This is a genomic window from Paraburkholderia sp. MM5482-R2 (assembly GCF_050436125.1).
Taxonomy (GTDB): Bacteria; Pseudomonadota; Gammaproteobacteria; order Burkholderiales; family Burkholderiaceae; genus Paraburkholderia; species Paraburkholderia tuberum.
The window spans coordinates 123,137-139,182 of record NZ_JBNDLP010000003.1; the positions used below are offsets into that span (position 1 = coordinate 123,137).

A 16,046-nucleotide genomic window follows, 5' to 3' on the forward strand; every position below is an offset into this window, starting at 1 on the left:
CGAATTAGGGCTATTGCGCGCCCATTGCCGCGCGCTTTTCAGCGAACTTAGCGGCGCATCTCGCGCTTTTCACTGCACTTCGGTCGACGGCTGCACTTTTGGCCTGGCTCGGGTCCGACGGGGCGCAGCAGGCGTAGCGGCCGCGCTGACGCGCTCGCGCGCTATCGCACAATAGCTCTCGTTGATCTCATAGCCGACGAATTCGCGCTGATGACGGACGCAAGCGACTGCGGTGGTGCCGCTGCCCATGAATGGGTCGAGCACGCGGCCGCCCTTCGGGCAGCAGGACAGTACCATCCGCTCGACGATTTCCAGAGGTTTCTGGGTTGGGTGCGCAACGCGCTCGGCATGCTGCCGATGCAGACGCGATACCGACCAGACATCCTTCGGATTATAGCCAACCTCCAACCACTTGCTTCCTTCGAACAACTTTCGCGAACGCGCCTTCTTCGTGACTGCATCGTACGGGATGCGGACGGGATCGAGATCGAAGAAGTAGTCCTTCGACACCGCGAAAAAACCGATGTTGTCATGCACTGACGTGAAGCGGCGCGTGGTGCCGCCCATACTCGGCACGCGCCGGTCCCAGATGATTTCGTTGACCATCGTGAGTTTCGTCTTCAGGAAACTGAAGATTTCCGGCGCGTATTGCCAGGTGCAGAAGATATAGAGCGACCCTGTTGGCTTGAGCTTCGGTACAGCGAGCTCGAGCCAGCCGCGCGTCCAGACGAGAAATTCCTCGCCCGTGCGCATGTCCGAGTCGTTGCCATAGTCCTTCCCCAACCCATAAGGCGGATCACAGACGATCAGGTCGATCGACTCATCGGGAATGTTCGCTACATCGGTTAGAAAATCGCGGTTTAACAGCTGAATGCCGGCCGGCACCTGCGCCAGCAGCGGTGCGGATGCCGCGGCCGCCGGGACTTCGGCGGCCGGATTCGTGGATTCAATCGCCGGCTGCGGCTCGTCGAACTCGTCGCGCATCGTCGCGGCTCAGAACTGGATACCCGATCGCTCAGCGACCGTGTGCATGTCCTTGTCGCCGCGGCCCGACAGGTTGACCAGCAGAATCTTGTCTTTCGACAAGGTCGGCGCGAGTTTCGTAGCGTAAGCGAGCGCGTGGCTCGACTCCAGCGCAGGAATAATGCCCTCGATGCGGCAGCAATCGTGGAACGCCTTCAGGGCTTCTTCGTCAGTGATGCCTACGTATTGAGCGCGATTGCTCTCTTTTAGCCATGCGTGCTCGGGGCCGACGCCCGGGTAGTCGAGGCCTGCCGACACCGAATGCGTCTCGATGATCTGGCCGTCTTCGTCTTGCAGCAGATACGTGCGGTTACCGTGCAACACGCCGGGACTACCGCCGATCAGCGATGCCGCGTGACGACCCGTTTCGAGGCCGTCGCCGGCCGCTTCGACGCCGATCAACTGCACGGAACTATCGTCGATATACGGGTAAAAGATCCCCATCGCATTCGAACCGCCGCCAACACACGCGATGACGGCGTCCGGCTGGCGGCCAGCGAGTTCTGGCATCTGCACGCGGCATTCGTCGCCGATCACTCGCTGGAAGTCGCGCACCATCATCGGGTACGGATGCGGACCCGCAACCGTGCCGATGATGTAGAAGGTGTTTTCGACGTTGGTGACCCAGTCGCGCATCGCTTCGTTCAGCGCGTCCTTCAGCGTGCGCGACCCCGATTCGACCGGCACGACCGTCGCACCGAGCAGTTTCATGCGATAAACGTTCGCGGCCTGGCGGCGCACGTCCTCGGCGCCCATGTACACCACGCACTCCATACCGAAGCGCGCGCAGATTGTCGCCGTGGCCACGCCGTGCTGACCGGCGCCGGTTTCCGCGATCACGCGCGGCTTGCCCATGCGCTTGGCGAGCAGAGCCTGGCCGATCACGTTGTTGATCTTGTGCGCCCCCGTGTGATTCAGGTCTTCACGCTTCAGATAAACCTGCGCGCCGCCGAGCAGTTCGCTCCAGCGCTGGGCGTGATAAATCGGGGACGGGCGACCCACGAAATACTTCAATTCGCGCTCGTACTCGGCGACGAATTCCGGGTCTTTCTGATATTTCTCGTACGCTTCACGCAACTCGTTGAGTGCGGAAAACAGCGTTTCGGCGACGAACACACCACCAAATTGGCCGAAGTGGCCTCTTTCGTCAGGCAAGTTGTACATGGTGATCACTTTTCTCAGGATGGCTCGCGGCTTTCATCGGAAAGCGCCCGCGAGCCTGAATCATTCAGCGTCCGCAGCGCGCACCGCGCGTACGAACGCCGCCATCCGGGCGTGATCCTTCACGCCCCGGGCGCCCGCTACTTCGATGCCGCTCGAGACATCGACCGCGTACGGGCGCACGCGATGGATCGCATCACTGACGTTTTGCGCGTTCAACCCACCACTCAAAACGGCCCGACGCGCGAGCTCTGCTGGAATAAGTGACCAATCGAAAACCTTCCCACCGCCGCCGTAGCCTTCGACATGGGTGTCGAACAGAAGACCACTGGCTGCTGAATAGTTGAATGCCGATTTTACCAAATCGGCCGCTCGAGTATCCGCCGCAACTCGCAACGCGCGCAACCAAGGCAAACCCGCAACGCCGGCGAGCGCCTCGCACTGCTCAGGCGTCTCGTCGCCGTGGAACTGCAACAGCGTCAGGTTCACGTTGCTCGCGACTTCGTGAACCCATTCCGGCGTCGCGTTGACGAACAGACCGACGACCGATACGAACGGCGGCACCTCGTGCACGAGTTCGACCGCTTGCGCGACGCTCACCGAGCGCGGGCTCGGCGGATAGAACACGAGGCCGATCGCGTCGGCGCCGAGGTCGATCGCGTGTGCAATGTCGACGGGTTTCGACAGTCCGCACAGCTTGATGCGCGTGCGATGTGGCACGCCTTGCAAGGCGGTGGCGTCGGTCTGAATGGCGGGGTTCTCTGCTGCTTTCATGTTTCCGGTTGTTCGGTCCATACGCTGCTCCACGGCACGCTGCCCGTCGCCGGATCGGGCACGCCGAATTGCTCAGGATAGCCCACTTGCGCGAGGTACAAGCCGTCGGGCATGAAGGTCGGCGCCGCGCAATCGCGGCTACGGCTCGCGAGCACGTCGGCCATCCACGCGGCCGGGCGGCGGCCGCTGCCGATTTCGATCAGACAGCCCATCACGTTGCGCACCATGTGATGCAGGAACGCGTTCGCGCGGAGGCGGAAATGCACGAAGTTACCCTGTCGTTTGACGTCGATCTGGTACAGGTGCTTGAACGGCGTCTTCGACTGGCATTGCGACGAACGAAACGCCGAAAAGTCATGCTCGCCGATCAGGTGCTCGGCGGCCGAGCGCATCGCGTCGACGTCGAGTGGCGTGTGCACCCAGCCGGCGCGCGTCGTGAGCATCGGCGAGCGAACCGGACTTACGTACAGCACGTAGTAATAGGTCCGCTCGAATGCCGAAAACCGCGCGTGAAAATCGTCGGGCATCGGCTTGGCCCATTGCACGCCGATCGTCTTCGGCAGAAACGCGTTCGGGCCGCGCACCCAGGAGATCTCGAGACGATCGAGGTCGGTGTCGAAATGCACGACCTGACCCAAGCCATGCACACCGCGGTCGGTGCGGCCGGCGACCACCGTCTGCACGGGCGTGCGCATGAATTCGCGCAGCGCCCGTTCGAGCTCGTCCTGTACCGTGTTGCCATGCGGCTGCGACTGCCATCCGGTGAACGCGGCGCCGTCGTATTGCACGCCTAATGCGATGCGCTTCACGACAGCGGTGCGAGAGTCGAAAGCAACGCGCGGGCTTCGGTGCGCGTGGCTGGATCGTTTGCTTCGATCACTTCGTTGATGAGCGCGCGGGCGCCCGCCAGATCGCCGAGCTCGATGTACTCGGAGGCCAACTCCAGCTTGTTGCGCGCGATGCGGCCGAGATCGGCCGGTGTGAAGGCCGGCAATGGCTGAGCCGGGCTCGGCGGCAACTCGAGGTCGAAGTCGAGCTTCAGCGCGCCGAAGCCGGCCGCGCCGAGGCCCGCGACAGCGCCGTGGCCGGCTGTGCCGGCGGCGATCTGGTCGGCGATGTGCGGGGCGTCGTCGTCCGCGCCATGGACGCCGAAGGCCTGCTGCGCGGTCGTGTCGGGCGATGCGACCGGTTGCGTCGAAAGCGACGTGGAAGGCTCCGCTTCGCCGACGGTGGGCACTTCGATGCGCGGCGGCAGCGGCATGTTCAGGCTGCCGAACGCGTCGACGGCCTCGCGCGGGAACTCGGTCGGTGTGGACGGCGCGGGTTCCGTCGGCACGGGGATGTCGCTGAACGGCTGACCGAACGACGTAGTGGCGCGCGGTTCGATCTGATATTGCGTGAAATCGATCACTGGGGGTGGAACGTTCAAGGGGGACTGCGGTTCGGCCGTCGCGGTGTGCGACGCTGTCGAGGGCGGTTCCGCGGCGCTTGGGCTCGGGGTTGTCGTCGTGCCTGTTGTTTTCTCTGCGGTCGGACTTTCTGTGGGTTCCTCGTCCCATTGCAGGCGATGCGCGTTCTCGTCCTGCGTCGCGGCGCCAACCGGTTCGAGCGGTCCCAGCGGCAACGCGTCGGCGCCGAGTTCTGCCGCGGCGGCGAGATTGGCGGCCGTCGCGGCGGAGCGCAGCGTCTCGTCATGGGCGGGTGCGACCGCCGGTGGTTCGCTGGACAGTTCGCTTTGGCTGGGTAGCGGGATGCTGGCGAGTGGCGCCGTTGGTGCAGTAGGTTCGGGCGTGCCTGCTTGCTGTGCCGCCTGTTCTTCTGCGGCGCGCTCGGATGCGCTGCGTTCTGCTGCTATGCGTTCCGCTTCCGCATGTTCGGCGGCGACGCGTGCTGCTGCTTGTTCGGCTGCTGCTTGTTCGGCTGCTGCTTGTTCCGCTGCTGCGCGTTCCGCCGCGGCGTGTTCTCCGGCCGCTGCTCGCTCTGCTGCGGCTCGCTCCGCTGCCGTCTGTTCGGCTGCTGCACTTTCCGCTGCGGCTTGCTCGGCTGCTGCACGTTCGACTGCCACGCTTTCTGCTGCGGCTTGCTCGGCTGCTGCACGTTCCGCAGCCGCGCGCTCCGCTGCTACCCGCTCCGCAGCCGCGCTTTCTGCCGCTGCCTGTTCGGCTGCCGCACGTTCCGCAGCCGCATGCTCTGCTGCTGCGGCCTGCCGTGCAACCTCTTGATCTTGCGCGTCCGATCCTTCCGTGACCGCCGCCTGCCCCTCCGCCGCGCTGCCATTGCGCGAATCGGCCTCACGCGCGGATCTCGCTATTTCTGCATCAGTTGCCTGGGCAGCCCGTGCCGCGGCCTCTTTATCGCGCTTGCGGCGACCCATGCGCAGAGCAGCGAGCAGAACGATCAGTGCCGCGCCCACGGCCGCCGCGATGCTCAAATCGCGCTGAGAGATGCCGCCCTCATTCGACGGCGACGTCGTCACATTCGCGTGCTCCGGCGCCACGGCCACGGTCGCCGCGGAACCTGCCGGTGCCGGCTGCGCAGCGCTCGTCGGCGTTGGGCCTGAAGCGACGGGCGCCCCGCCGATACCGTGCTTCTGCAACTCCATCAGCACGCGGTTTTTCAGCGCCAGCAATTGCTGCAGACTCGACACCTGCGGATGCGGCTGCGAAGCCGCCTGCGCGGCCGCGGTCGCGGCCGCCGGTGCTTGTCCCGCGGGCGCGCTCGCCGCCGGTTGAATCGATCCGGCCCATTCCCGCGTGCCACTCGTCGCCACCGGCGCCGAACCGGCCACTGGCGCGGACGAAACCGCACCGCCCGCCGCCGCGCCGGTCGATACCGCCGCGCTGGCCGCGCCGGAAACCGTGGATGCGGCTGGCGTCGTCGCTTGAGCCGCCGCGCTGGCCGCACTCGCGGCGGCGGCGTTGACCTGCGCGACTGCACTCGCCGTGCTCGCGGCAGCCTGCGCGGCAGTCGGCGCGGAAGCGGGCGCAGCCGCCGTGGACTCCGACGCCCCTGCCGCGGCCCCAGTCGACGAAACCGCCAAGGCCCCCGACGCATCGAGCGCCGGCACGATCAACACCGCTCCTACACGCATCCGGCTCGGATCGTGATTCATGAACGCGGCCGGATTCGTGTCGAACAATGCGTGCGTAGCGCGCGCGAGTACCGCCCGGTCATGCGACTGCGTAATAGCGATCGCGACATCGTTCAGCGACTGCCCTGCGTGTACGGTGTACTGAGAGCCCGCAGCGACAGCAACGACAGCGGTAGTGGAACTGACAGCGGAAGCGGCATCCGGCGCGCTCGTGGCACTAGCCGGCGCGGCAAGCGCATTGCCCGCGCCACCGCCGAGCAGCGCAAGAGCGAAAGTGGCACAAGCGGCCATCGCCGCCGGACGGCTGCTGAATCGCACCTTCTCGTGACGAATGGACATAGCCCGAAGAGCGGAGCGTCGAAAGTTCATCGGGACTCCTGGGCGCGTCAGCGCGCAGCCTTTTTTGCGAGTGGAAAGAGACAAGATGATCGGAGCACACAATGAAAAAGCGCCGCGCAAGCGCGACGCTTCTTGAGTTGTCTACGCGTCGTGAGCGCGTAGTTTACTTTACTTGTCGAGCACAATGCGAAGCATACGACGCAGCGGTTCAGCCGCGCCCCACAGCAGCTGATCGCCGACCGTGAAGGCCGACAGATACTCGCCGCCCATCGCGAGCTTGCGCACGCGGCCGACCGGCACCGTCAGCGTACCGGTGACAACCGCCGGGGACAGATCGCGCATCGACGCTTCGCGTTCGTTCGGCACAACCTTGACCCAGTCGTTGCCCGACGCGAGGATGCTGTTCACTTCGTCGAGCGGCACGTCCTTGTTCAGCTTGATCGTGAGCGCTTGCGAATGGCAGCGCATTGCGCCGATCCGCACGCACAGACCATCGACGGGAATCGAACCCGGCGTGCCCATGGCCGGCCTGCCGAGGATCTTGTTGGTTTCCGCGCCGCCCTTCCACTCTTCCTTCGACATGCCGTTGCCGAGATCCTTGTCGATCCACGGAATCAGCGAGCCCGCGAGCGGTACGCCGAAGTGGTCGGTCGGCATGCTGTCGCTGTTCATCGCTTCGAGCACTCGGCGATCGATGTCGAGAATCGCCGAAGCCGGGTCTGCCAGTTCGTTCTTCACCGCGCCGTGCAGCGTGCCCATTTGCGACAGCAATTCGCGCATGTTCTGCGCGCCCGCGCCGGATGCGGCCTGGTAAGTCATGGCCGTCATCCAGTCGACGAGGTTTTCGCGGAACAGGCCGCCCAATGCCATCAGCATCAGGCTGACCGTGCAGTTACCGCCGATGAAATTCTTCTGGCCTTTGACGAGCGCGTTCTTGATCACGTCGAGGTTGACCGGATCGAGAATGATGACCGCGTCGTCCTTCATGCGCAGCGACGATGCCGCGTCGATCCAGTAGCCGTTCCAGCCCGCCGCGCGCAGCTTCGGGAACACTTCGTTCGTGTAGTCACCGCCCTGGCAGGAAATGATCGCGTCGCACTTCTTCAGGTCGTCGATGCTTGTCGCATCTTTGAGCCTGGTCTCGTTTTTGGCGAACGAAGGCGCGTTGCCGCCCGCGTTGCTGGTGCTGAAAAACACCGGTTCGATCAAGTCGAAATCGCCTTCCTGCTGCATACGTTGCATCAGGACGCTGCCGACCATGCCGCGCCAACCTACGAGACCTACGTTCATGACTTCATACCCTTCGAATGGAAACTTCCCCGCGTCTTTGCCCGCAGTGACCGCGCGGGGAAGATGGGCGGGCACGACGGACGATCAGCGCTTCGTGATCGTTTTCGGGGTAATGGTTTTGATGGTAATGGCGAACTCGATCGCACGGGACGTTGTGCCGTGCGTTTTGGAAATCGAGGAGATTTGGGAGATCTGAGCCATCACAAGAATATACACGAAAACGGAAAACTGGCGGCGTTCTTCGCCGTATGACGCGCAAATCGGCCTGTTTCAAGGCCCGATTCGCGTTTTTAAAAGGCCAGTATCGTTGACCTGACCACCGCATGCCTTCGCTCTGCGAGCGCATGCGGTGCACGCGTTTTACAGCGCGGCCACGACGGCATCGCCCATCGCGGCGGTGCCGACCTGCTTGCAACCCGGCGTGAGAATGTCGCCGGTGCGATAGCCCTGTTCGAGCACCTTCTTCACCGCGGTTTCGATGCGATCGGCCTGCTCCGCCTTGTTCAGCGAATAGCGCAGCATCATCGCGGCCGACAGGATCGTGGCGAGCGGATTGGCAACGCCCTTGCCGGCGATATCCGGCGCGGAGCCATGCGACGGCTCGTACAAGCCCTTGTTGTTCTTGTCGAGCGATGCCGACGGCAGCATGCCGATCGAGCCGGTCAGCATGGCCGCCTCGTCGGACAGGATGTCGCCGAACATGTTGCCGGTCACGATCACGTCGAACGACTTCGGCGCCTTCACGAGCTGCATCGCGGCGTTGTCGACGTACATGTGCGACAGTTCGACGTCCGCGTATTCCTTCGACAAGTCGATCATCACGTCCTTCCAGAACTGCGACGTTTCGAGCACGTTGGCTTTATCGACCGAGGTGAGCTTCTTGCCGCGCTTTTGCGCCGCCTGGAATGCGACGTGCGCGATGCGGCGCACTTCGGGTTCCGAATAGCGCATCGTGTCGAAGCCTTCCTTCGCGCCGGCGAACAGGCCGTCCGGCGACGTACGCACGCCGCGCGGCGCGCCGAAGTAGATGTCGCCGTTCAGTTCGCGCACGATCAGGATGTCGAGACCCGAAACGATCTCTTCCTTCAGCGACGACGCGCCCGTCAGTTGCGGGTAGCAGATCGCCGGACGGAAGTTCGCGAAAAGTTCCAGGTGCTTGCGCAGACCGAGAATCGCCTGCTCGGGGCGCAGCGCGCGTTCGAGCTTGTCGTACTTCCAGTCGCCGACCGCGCCGAACAGGATCGCGTCGGCTTCCTTCGCGAGCGCGAGCGTCGAGTCCGGCAGCGGGTGGCCCTTCGCTTCGTAGCCTGCGCCGCCGACCGGCGCTTCTTCGAGTTCGAACTTCTCGCCGAGCACGTTCAGGACCTTGACGGCCTCCTTGACGATTTCGGGACCGATGCCGTCGCCCGGCAACACTGCGATCTTCATGCGAATTCCTTGATGATTTTTTCGGATCTTTCTGGCGCAAACCGACATTGGCGCGCGAACTTCACGCCCCTGACGCCCTCACGGTTTCGCTTAGCGGACGAGGCGATTGTTCAGCCACGGTTGCTTCGCGAGACGCTCCGCTTCGAATTGGCGGATCTTGTCCGCGTGACGCAGCGTGAGGCCGATGTCGTCGAAACCGTTCAGCAGACAATACTTGCGGAACGCCGCGACTTCGAACGGATATTCGGTGCCGCCGTCGGCCGTGCGCACGACTTGCGCTTCGAGGTCGATCGTCAGCTCGAAGCCGTTGAACGCATACGTCTCGTTGAACAGATGATCGACCTGCTGTTCGGTCAGCACGATCGGCAGCACGCCGTTCTTGAAGCAGTTGTTGTAGAAGATGTCCGCGAAGCTCGGCGCGATCAGCGCGCGAAAGCCGTATTGCTGCAACGCCCAGGGCGCGTGTTCGCGCGAGCTGCCGCAGCCAAAATTCTTGCGCGCGAGCAGCACCGAGGCGCCCTGGTAGCGCGGCTGATTCAGCACGAAATCCGGGTTCAGCGGACGCTTCGAGTTGTCTTGACCCGGTTCGCCGTGGTCGAGGTAGCGCCATTCGTCGAACGCATTCGGACCGAAACCCGTGCGCTTGATCGACTTCAGGAACTGCTTCGGAATGATCGCGTCCGTGTCGACGTTCTCGCGATCGAGCGGCGCCACGACGCCGGTGTGTACGATGAATTTATCCATGACGCTTGCGCCTGTTCAGGACCGGGCGATGCGACTGGCGGCTGGAACCCCCGCGCCGTATCGCCGGCAAAAATCAAAAACCGCTTATTTCTCAGCGTGATTGCTGATCGAATTGCCGAGGTGCGACATGTCCTGGCCGAATCCGTGCACCGTGTTGCAGCCGGCAAGACCGAGCAGGAGCCCGGCGAACGTGCCGAGTGCGAAGCGGCGCAACAGAGTGATGCGATCCATGTTCTTCATCATGCGATTTATCCGAGCTTGCGAATGTCGACGAAATGCCCTTCGATGGCCGCAGCCGCGGCCATTGCGGGGCTCACCAGGTGCGTGCGGCCACCAGCGCCCTGACGACCTTCGAAATTGCGGTTCGACGTGGACGCGCAACGCTCGCCCGGCTCGAGCCGGTCGGCGTTCATTGCCAGACACATCGAGCAGCCCGGCTCGCGCCATTCGAAACCGGCCTCGGTAAAGACCTTGTCGAGGCCTTCACGCTCCGCCTGCGCCTTCACGAGACCCGAACCCGGCACGACCATCGCCAGACGGATGTTCGGCGCGACGCGACGGCCGAGCTTCTTCACGACGTAAGCCGCGGCGCGAATGTCTTCGATGCGCGCGTTGGTGCACGACCCGATGAAGATTTTATCCGGCTTGATCGACTCGATCGGCGCGTTCGGCTCGAGCGCCATGTACTTGAGCGCGCGCTCCATCGCGTCGCGCTTGACCGGGTCCTTTTCGCGCTCCGGATCCGGCACGCGGCCGTCGATCGGCGTGACCATTTCCGGCGACGTGCCCCAGGTGACCTGCGGCACGATTTCGGCGGCGTTCAACTCGACCACGCGATCGAAATGCGCTCCGTCGTCCGACTTGAACTGCTTCCAGTACTCGACCGCGTGATCCCACTCGACGCCTTGCGGCGAGAACGGACGGCCTTTCAGGTATTCGACCGTGGTGTCGTCGACGGCGACCATGCCGGCGCGCGCGCCCGCTTCGATCGCCATGTTGCAGACCGTCATGCGGCCTTCCATTGTCAGCGAACGGATCGTCGAGCCGCCGAATTCGATCGCGTAGCCGGTGCCGCCCGCGGTGCCGATCTTGCCGATGATCGCGAGCACGATGTCCTTCGCGGTACAGCCGCGCGGCAATTGGCCCTCGACCTTCACGAGCATGTTCTTGCTCTTCTTCTGCAGCAGCGTTTGCGTGGCCAGCACGTGCTCGACTTCCGACGTGCCGATGCCGTGCGCGAGCGCGCCGAACGCGCCGTGCGTGGACGTGTGCGAGTCGCCGCAGACGATCGTCATACCCGGCAGCGTGGCGCCCTGTTCCGGCCCGATGATGTGAACGATGCCCTGACGCAGGTCGTTCATCTTGAACTGTGTGATGCCGAAGGCGTCGCAGTTGGCGTCGAGCGTGTCGACCTGCAGCTTCGACACCGGATCGGCGATGCCGTGGCTGCGGTCCGTGGTCGGCACGTTGTGGTCGGACACGGCCAGGTTCGCGCTGATGCGCCACACCGGACGCTGGGCGATTTTCAGGCCTTCGAACGCCTGCGGGCTGGTCACTTCATGCAGCAGGTGACGGTCGATGTAGAGAATCGTGGTGCCGTCGTCTTCCGTGTGGACCACGTGCGTGTTCCACAATTTGTCGTAGAGAGTCTGTGCCATGGTATGCGGAGTAGTAGTGACTGCGGGCTGACTGTGTCGATTGATTATGCCACGCAGCGCACCGCGGTGGGCTGCTCAGCCGACGAAAAAACCGATAAAAAACATGGAGTTGGCTGGTAGTGGCAATACCTGTATCGTCGTTACCCGGCAAGTGTTGGCCCCAGCGACGCCTAGCTGCCGCCGAAACGGAAAACGCCCCAACGGTAAACCCGTCGAGGCGTTTTATTCACTCGGATTTCGCGCTTTTGCACGGCACGAATGCCGCTGCGAAGCGCGCGTATCGAGGTCGATCAGCGATCAGCGCTGTGCGATCGGCTTCGCTTCACGCAGCGTCTCGCCGATGAACAGCTGACGCGGACGGCCGATCTTCTGCTCAGGATCGGCGATCATTTCGTTCCACTGCGCGATCCAGCCGACCGTGCGTGCCATCGCGAAGATACACGTGAACATCGACGTCGGAATGCCCAGCGCGCGCTGCACGATACCCGAGTAGAAGTCGACGTTCGGGTACAGCTTGCGCGACACGAAGTATTCGTCTTCGAGCGCGATCTTTTCGAGTTCCATCGCGAGCTTGAACAGCGGATCGTCGTGCAGGCCCAGCTCTTCGAGCACTTCGTAGCAGGTCTCGCGCATCAGCTTCGCGCGCGGGTCGTAGTTCTTGTACACGCGGTGGCCGAAGCCCATCAGCTTCACGCCCGAGTTCTTGTCCTTCACCTGCTTGATGAACTCAGGAATGTTGTCGACCGAGCCGATTTCTTCCAGCATGGTCAGCGCGGCTTCGTTCGCGCCGCCGTGCGCCGGGCCCCACAGACACGCGATACCCGCCGCGATACACGCGAACGGATTCGCGCCCGACGAACCGGCGAGCCGCACGGTCGACGTCGATGCGTTCTGCTCGTGGTCAGCGTGCAGGATCAGGATACGGTCGAGCGCGCGCACCAGCACGTCGTTGACCTCATACTCTTCGCACGGGTTCGAGAACATCATGCGCATGAAGTTCGCGCTGTACGACAGGTCGTTCTTCGGATACACGAACGGCTGGCCGATGCTGTACTTGTACGCCATCGCGACCAGCGTGGGCAGCTTCGCGATCATACGGATCGCCGACACTTCGCGGTGACGCGGGTTATTGATGTCGAGCGAGTCGTGATAGAACGCCGACAGCGCGCCGACCGCGGCGACCAGAATTGCCATCGGGTGCGCGTCGCGGCGGAAGCCGCGGAAGAAGAACTGCATCTGCTCGTGCACCATCGTGTGCTTCGTGACGGTGCCGACGAATTCGACCTTCTGCTTCTGGTTCGGCAGCTCGCCGTTCAGCAGCAGGTAGCAGGTTTCGAGGAAGTCGGCGTTTTGCGCGAGGTTGTCGATCGGGTAGCCGCGGTAGAGCAGTTCGCCCTTGTCGCCGTCGATGTAGGTAATCGCCGAATTGCACGCCGCCGTCGACATGAAGCCCGGGTCGTACGTGAATTTGCCGGTCTGGCCGTACAGCTTGCGAATGTCGATCACATCCGGGCCAATCGTGCCCTTGTAAATCGGCATTTCGACGCTCGGCGAATTGTCGCTGAACGATAGCGTGGCTTTAACATCTGACGGGGTCATAGCACATCCTCAATCGAAGTATGGATACAGGGTTTCGATAATTGCACGCCTGGAACAACGGACTGGCGGCGCTCAAGCGTTGCGCAGCAACTCCAGAACCCGGACCACGTCCGGGTCGGCCAGATCGCCTTCTGGTTCCTTGCGCGCGAGCAGCAAGTCCATCAGGTCGTTATCGCTCAGCTCGAGCAGGCGCGTGAGTGCGCCCACGTCGGCATCGCTGAGGTCATGCTCATATCGGCTGAAAAAACGCTCGAAAATCAGGTCGTTTTCCAGCAGGCCCCGCCGTGCGCGCCAGCGAAGACGCGCGCGGCGGAGAGGGTCGGACTGATGCGATGTTTCGGTCATGTCGGTACACCCCGCGCCGCGCCCGGGCGCACTGACCGCCCTCTCGGGGGCAGCGCGCGCCAGGGAGCGCGGAGCTCATTGATACTAGACAGCGCGGCGAACCATCAATTCCTTGATCTTGCCGATTGCCTTGGTCGGGTTCAGGCCCTTCGGACAAACGTCGACGCAGTTCATGATGGTGTGGCAACGGAACAGACGGTACGGATCTTCCAGGTTGTCGAGGCGCTCGCCGGTTGCCTCGTCGCGGCTATCCGCGATGAAGCGGTAGGCTTGCAGCAGACCAGCCGGGCCGACGAACTTGTCCGGATTCCACCAGAAGCTCGGGCACGACGTCGAGCAGCTCGCGCACAGGATACATTCGTACAGGCCGTCGAGCTCGTCGCGTTCTTCCGGCGACTGCAGACGTTCCTTTTCCGGCGGCGGCGTATCGTTGATCAGGTACGGCTTGATCGAGTGATACTGGTTGAAGAACTGCGTGAAGTCGCAGATCAGGTCACGCACGACGGGCAGGCCCGGCAGCGGACGCAGCACGATCTTCTGCGGCAGGTCGTTCAGGTTCGTCAGGCACGCGAGGCCGTTCTTGCCGTTGATGTTCATTGCGTCCGAACCGCACACGCCTTCGCGGCACGAGCGACGGAACGACAGGGTTTCGTCGAGCGCCTTCAGCTTGATGAGCGCGTCGAGCAGCATGCGTTCGTGCGAGTCGATTTCGATCTCGTACGTCTGCATGCGCGGAGCGGCGTCCTTGTCCGGATCGTAGCGGTAAATTTCAAATGTACGCTTGGCCATTTCTCTGAATTCCTTTGACTTGTGCCTTAGAAGGTACGCGCTTTCGGCGGAACCGATTCGACGGTCAGCGGCTTCATGTGAACCGGCTTGTAGTCGAGGCGATCGCCTTCGCTGAACCACAACGTATGGCGCAGCCAGTTTTCGTCGTCGCGATGTTCGAAGTCGTTCTGCGCGTGCGCGCCACGGCTTTCCTTGCGCGCTTCGGCGGAGACCATCGTGGCGCGTGCCACTTCGATCAGGTTCGCCACTTCGAGCGCTTCGATGCGAGCCGTGTTGAACACCTTCGACTTGTCCTTCAGATGGATGTTGTCGACGCGTGCCGCCACTTCACGGATGGCCTCGACGCCTTCGGACAGCAGAGCCGAGGTACGGAACACACCAGCGTGCTTCTGCATCGTGCCGCGGATGTCGTTCGCGACCGACTGTGCGTACTCGCCCGACGACGAGTTGTCCAGCTTCGCCAGACGCGACAGCGCGAAGTCGGCTGCATCGGCCGGCAGCGGCTTGTGTTCCTTCAGTTCCTTCACGTGCTTGACGATGTGGTTGCCGGCAGCGCGGCCGAACACCACGAGGTCGAGCAGCGAGTTCGTGCCGAGACGGTTCGCGCCGTGCACCGACACGCACGAGCATTCGCCCACTGCGTAGAAACCGTTGACGACTTCTTCGGGGCCGCGCGGCGTCCCGACCACCTGACCGTTGATGTTCGTCGGGATACCGCCCATCTGGTAGTGGATGGTCGGCACGACCGGAATCGGCTCTTTAATGCAGTCGACGTTCGCGAACTTCAGCGCGATTTCGCGGATCGACGGCAGACGCTTCATGATCGTCTCGGCGCCGATGTGCGACAGGTCGAGCAGCACGTGATCCTTGTTCGGACCCACGCCGCGGCCTTCCTTGATTTCCTGGTCCATCGAACGCGAGACGAAGTCGCGCGGCGCCAGGTCCTTCAGCGTCGGCGCGTAGCGTTCCATGAAACGCTCGCCGTTCGAGTTACGCAGAATACCGCCTTCGCCGCGCACGCCTTCGGTGATCAGCACGCCCGCGCCGGCCACGCCGGTCGGGTGGAATTGCCAGAATTCCATGTCCTGCAGCGCGATGCCCGAACGGGCCGCCATGCCGAGGCCGTCACCGGTGTTGATGAACGCGTTGGTCGATGCCGCGAAGATCCGGCCCGCGCCGCCCGTGGCGAACAGCGTGGTCTTGCCTTCGAGGATGTAGACGTCGCCGGTTTCCATTTCCAGTGCGGTCACGCCGAGCACGTCGCCGTCGGCGTCGCGGATCAGGTCCAGCGCCATCCATTCGACGAAGAATTGCGTCTTGGCAGCAACGTTCTGCTGGTACAGCGTGTGCAGCAGCGCGTGACCGGTACGGTCAGCCGCCGCGCAGGCGCGTTGCACCGGCTTTTCGCCGTAATTCGCGGTGTGGCCGCCGAACGGGCGCTGATAGATCGTGCCGTCCGCGTTACGGTCGAACGGCATGCCGAAGTGTTCGAGTTCGTAAACGGCGTTCGGTGCTTCACGGCACATGAACTCGATCGCGTCCTGGTCGCCGAGCCAGTCGGAGCCCTTGATCGTGTCGTAGAAGTGGTAGTGCCAGTTGTCTTCGCTCATGTTGCCGAGCGAAGCGCCGATGCCGCCCTGGGCCGCGACCGTGTGCGAACGCGTCGGGAACACCTTGGACAGCACGCAGACCGACAGACCGGCACGCGCGAGTTGCAGCGACGCGCGCATCCCCGAGCCGCCCGCGCCGACGATGACGACGTCGAAGCGGCGACGCGGCAGAGAATTCTTGATTGCAACCATGCT

The 16,046-nt window shown here is 63.3% G+C and carries 14 protein-coding genes; all 14 read right to left on the reverse strand.

Annotated features, from left to right (window positions below):
• Positions 1–69 precede the first annotated feature (69 nt).
• Positions 70–984: a DNA-methyltransferase gene (locus OKW37_RS22640; RefSeq protein WP_429403836.1), complete on the reverse strand. Its 915-nt coding sequence runs from the start codon at positions 982–984 to the stop codon at positions 70–72.
• Positions 985–993: 9 nt separating this feature from the next.
• Positions 994–2,187, reverse strand: coding sequence for a tryptophan synthase subunit beta (trpB, locus tag OKW37_RS22645; protein WP_184036034.1), 1,194 nt, complete (start codon positions 2,185–2,187; stop codon positions 994–996).
• 60 nt (positions 2,188–2,247) lie between these two features.
• Entirely contained in the window at positions 2,248–2,958 is a 711-nt protein-coding gene (locus OKW37_RS22650) for a phosphoribosylanthranilate isomerase (RefSeq protein WP_090808304.1), read from the reverse strand.
• Positions 2,955–3,767: a tRNA pseudouridine(38-40) synthase TruA gene (gene truA / locus OKW37_RS22655; protein ID WP_184057549.1), complete on the reverse strand. Its 813-nt coding sequence runs from the start codon at positions 3,765–3,767 to the stop codon at positions 2,955–2,957. Before truA ends, OKW37_RS22650 begins: the two co-directional genes overlap by 4 nt.
• Entirely contained in the window at positions 3,764–6,418 is a 2,655-nt protein-coding gene (locus tag OKW37_RS22660; RefSeq protein ID WP_429403837.1) for a FimV/HubP family polar landmark protein, read from the reverse strand. Before OKW37_RS22660 ends, truA begins: the two co-directional genes overlap by 4 nt.
• A 138-nt stretch (positions 6,419–6,556) precedes the next feature.
• Positions 6,557–7,678 (reverse strand): aspartate-semialdehyde dehydrogenase, encoded by a 1,122-nt coding sequence (gene asd / locus OKW37_RS22665; RefSeq protein ID WP_184057553.1) that lies wholly within the window; start codon positions 7,676–7,678, stop codon positions 6,557–6,559.
• A gap of 360 nt (positions 7,679–8,038) precedes the next feature.
• A complete protein-coding gene (gene leuB / locus OKW37_RS22670; RefSeq protein ID WP_429403838.1) occupies positions 8,039–9,106 on the reverse strand; it encodes a 3-isopropylmalate dehydrogenase in 1,068 nt (355 codons plus the stop codon).
• Positions 9,107–9,196: 90 nt separating this feature from the next.
• Positions 9,197–9,850 (reverse strand): 3-isopropylmalate dehydratase small subunit, encoded by a 654-nt coding sequence (gene leuD / locus OKW37_RS22675; RefSeq protein ID WP_018424120.1) that lies wholly within the window; start codon positions 9,848–9,850, stop codon positions 9,197–9,199.
• Positions 9,851–9,934: 84 nt separating this feature from the next.
• A complete protein-coding gene (locus OKW37_RS22680; RefSeq protein WP_184057555.1) occupies positions 9,935–10,093 on the reverse strand; it encodes an entericidin A/B family lipoprotein in 159 nt (52 codons plus the stop codon).
• 5 nt (positions 10,094–10,098) lie between these two features.
• Entirely contained in the window at positions 10,099–11,508 is a 1,410-nt protein-coding gene (gene leuC / locus OKW37_RS22685) for a 3-isopropylmalate dehydratase large subunit (RefSeq protein WP_090808290.1), read from the reverse strand.
• Between the two features lie 297 nt (positions 11,509–11,805).
• Entirely contained in the window at positions 11,806–13,107 is a 1,302-nt protein-coding gene (gene gltA / locus OKW37_RS22690; protein ID WP_184057557.1) for a citrate synthase, read from the reverse strand.
• 72 nt (positions 13,108–13,179) lie between these two features.
• The gene (locus OKW37_RS22695) at positions 13,180–13,452 is read right to left on the reverse strand and encodes a succinate dehydrogenase assembly factor 2 (protein WP_018424116.1); all 273 of its coding nucleotides are present in this window, start codon (positions 13,450–13,452) and stop codon (positions 13,180–13,182) included.
• Between the two features lie 84 nt (positions 13,453–13,536).
• Complete coding sequence (locus OKW37_RS22700) at positions 13,537–14,241, reverse strand: succinate dehydrogenase iron-sulfur subunit (protein ID WP_090808286.1); 705 nt, start codon at positions 14,239–14,241, stop codon at positions 13,537–13,539.
• A gap of 26 nt (positions 14,242–14,267) precedes the next feature.
• Positions 14,268–16,043: a succinate dehydrogenase flavoprotein subunit gene (gene sdhA, locus OKW37_RS22705; RefSeq protein ID WP_184057561.1), complete on the reverse strand. Its 1,776-nt coding sequence runs from the start codon at positions 16,041–16,043 to the stop codon at positions 14,268–14,270.
• Positions 16,044–16,046: the final 3 nt, after the last annotated feature.

Excerpts from the sequence above, each read along its gene's own strand:
- gltA (WP_184057557.1), bottom strand. The coding sequence starts at position 13,107 with ATGACCCCGTCAGATGTTAAAGCCACGCTATCGTTCAGCGACAATTCG.
- asd (WP_184057553.1), bottom strand. The coding sequence starts at position 7,678 with ATGAACGTAGGTCTCGTAGGTTGGCGCGGCATGGTCGGCAGCGTCCTG.
- OKW37_RS22700 (WP_090808286.1), bottom strand. The coding sequence starts at position 14,241 with ATGGCCAAGCGTACATTTGAAATTTACCGCTACGATCCGGACAAGGAC.
- OKW37_RS22660 (WP_429403837.1), bottom strand. The coding sequence starts at position 6,418 with ATGAACTTTCGACGCTCCGCTCTTCGGGCTATGTCCATTCGTCACGAG.
- sdhA (WP_184057561.1), bottom strand. The coding sequence starts at position 16,043 with ATGGTTGCAATCAAGAATTCTCTGCCGCGTCGCCGCTTCGACGTCGTC.
- trpB (WP_184036034.1), bottom strand. The coding sequence starts at position 2,187 with ATGTACAACTTGCCTGACGAAAGAGGCCACTTCGGCCAATTTGGTGGT.
- OKW37_RS22680 (WP_184057555.1), bottom strand. The coding sequence starts at position 10,093 with ATGATGAAGAACATGGATCGCATCACTCTGTTGCGCCGCTTCGCACTC.
- OKW37_RS22650 (WP_090808304.1), bottom strand. The coding sequence starts at position 2,958 with ATGAAAGCAGCAGAGAACCCCGCCATTCAGACCGACGCCACCGCCTTG.
- leuB (WP_429403838.1), bottom strand. The coding sequence starts at position 9,106 with ATGAAGATCGCAGTGTTGCCGGGCGACGGCATCGGTCCCGAAATCGTC.
- OKW37_RS22640 (WP_429403836.1), bottom strand. The coding sequence starts at position 984 with ATGCGCGACGAGTTCGACGAGCCGCAGCCGGCGATTGAATCCACGAAT.
- leuC (WP_090808290.1), bottom strand. The coding sequence starts at position 11,508 with ATGGCACAGACTCTCTACGACAAATTGTGGAACACGCACGTGGTCCAC.
- leuD (WP_018424120.1), bottom strand. The coding sequence starts at position 9,850 with ATGGATAAATTCATCGTACACACCGGCGTCGTGGCGCCGCTCGATCGC.
- OKW37_RS22695 (WP_018424116.1), bottom strand. The coding sequence starts at position 13,452 with ATGACCGAAACATCGCATCAGTCCGACCCTCTCCGCCGCGCGCGTCTT.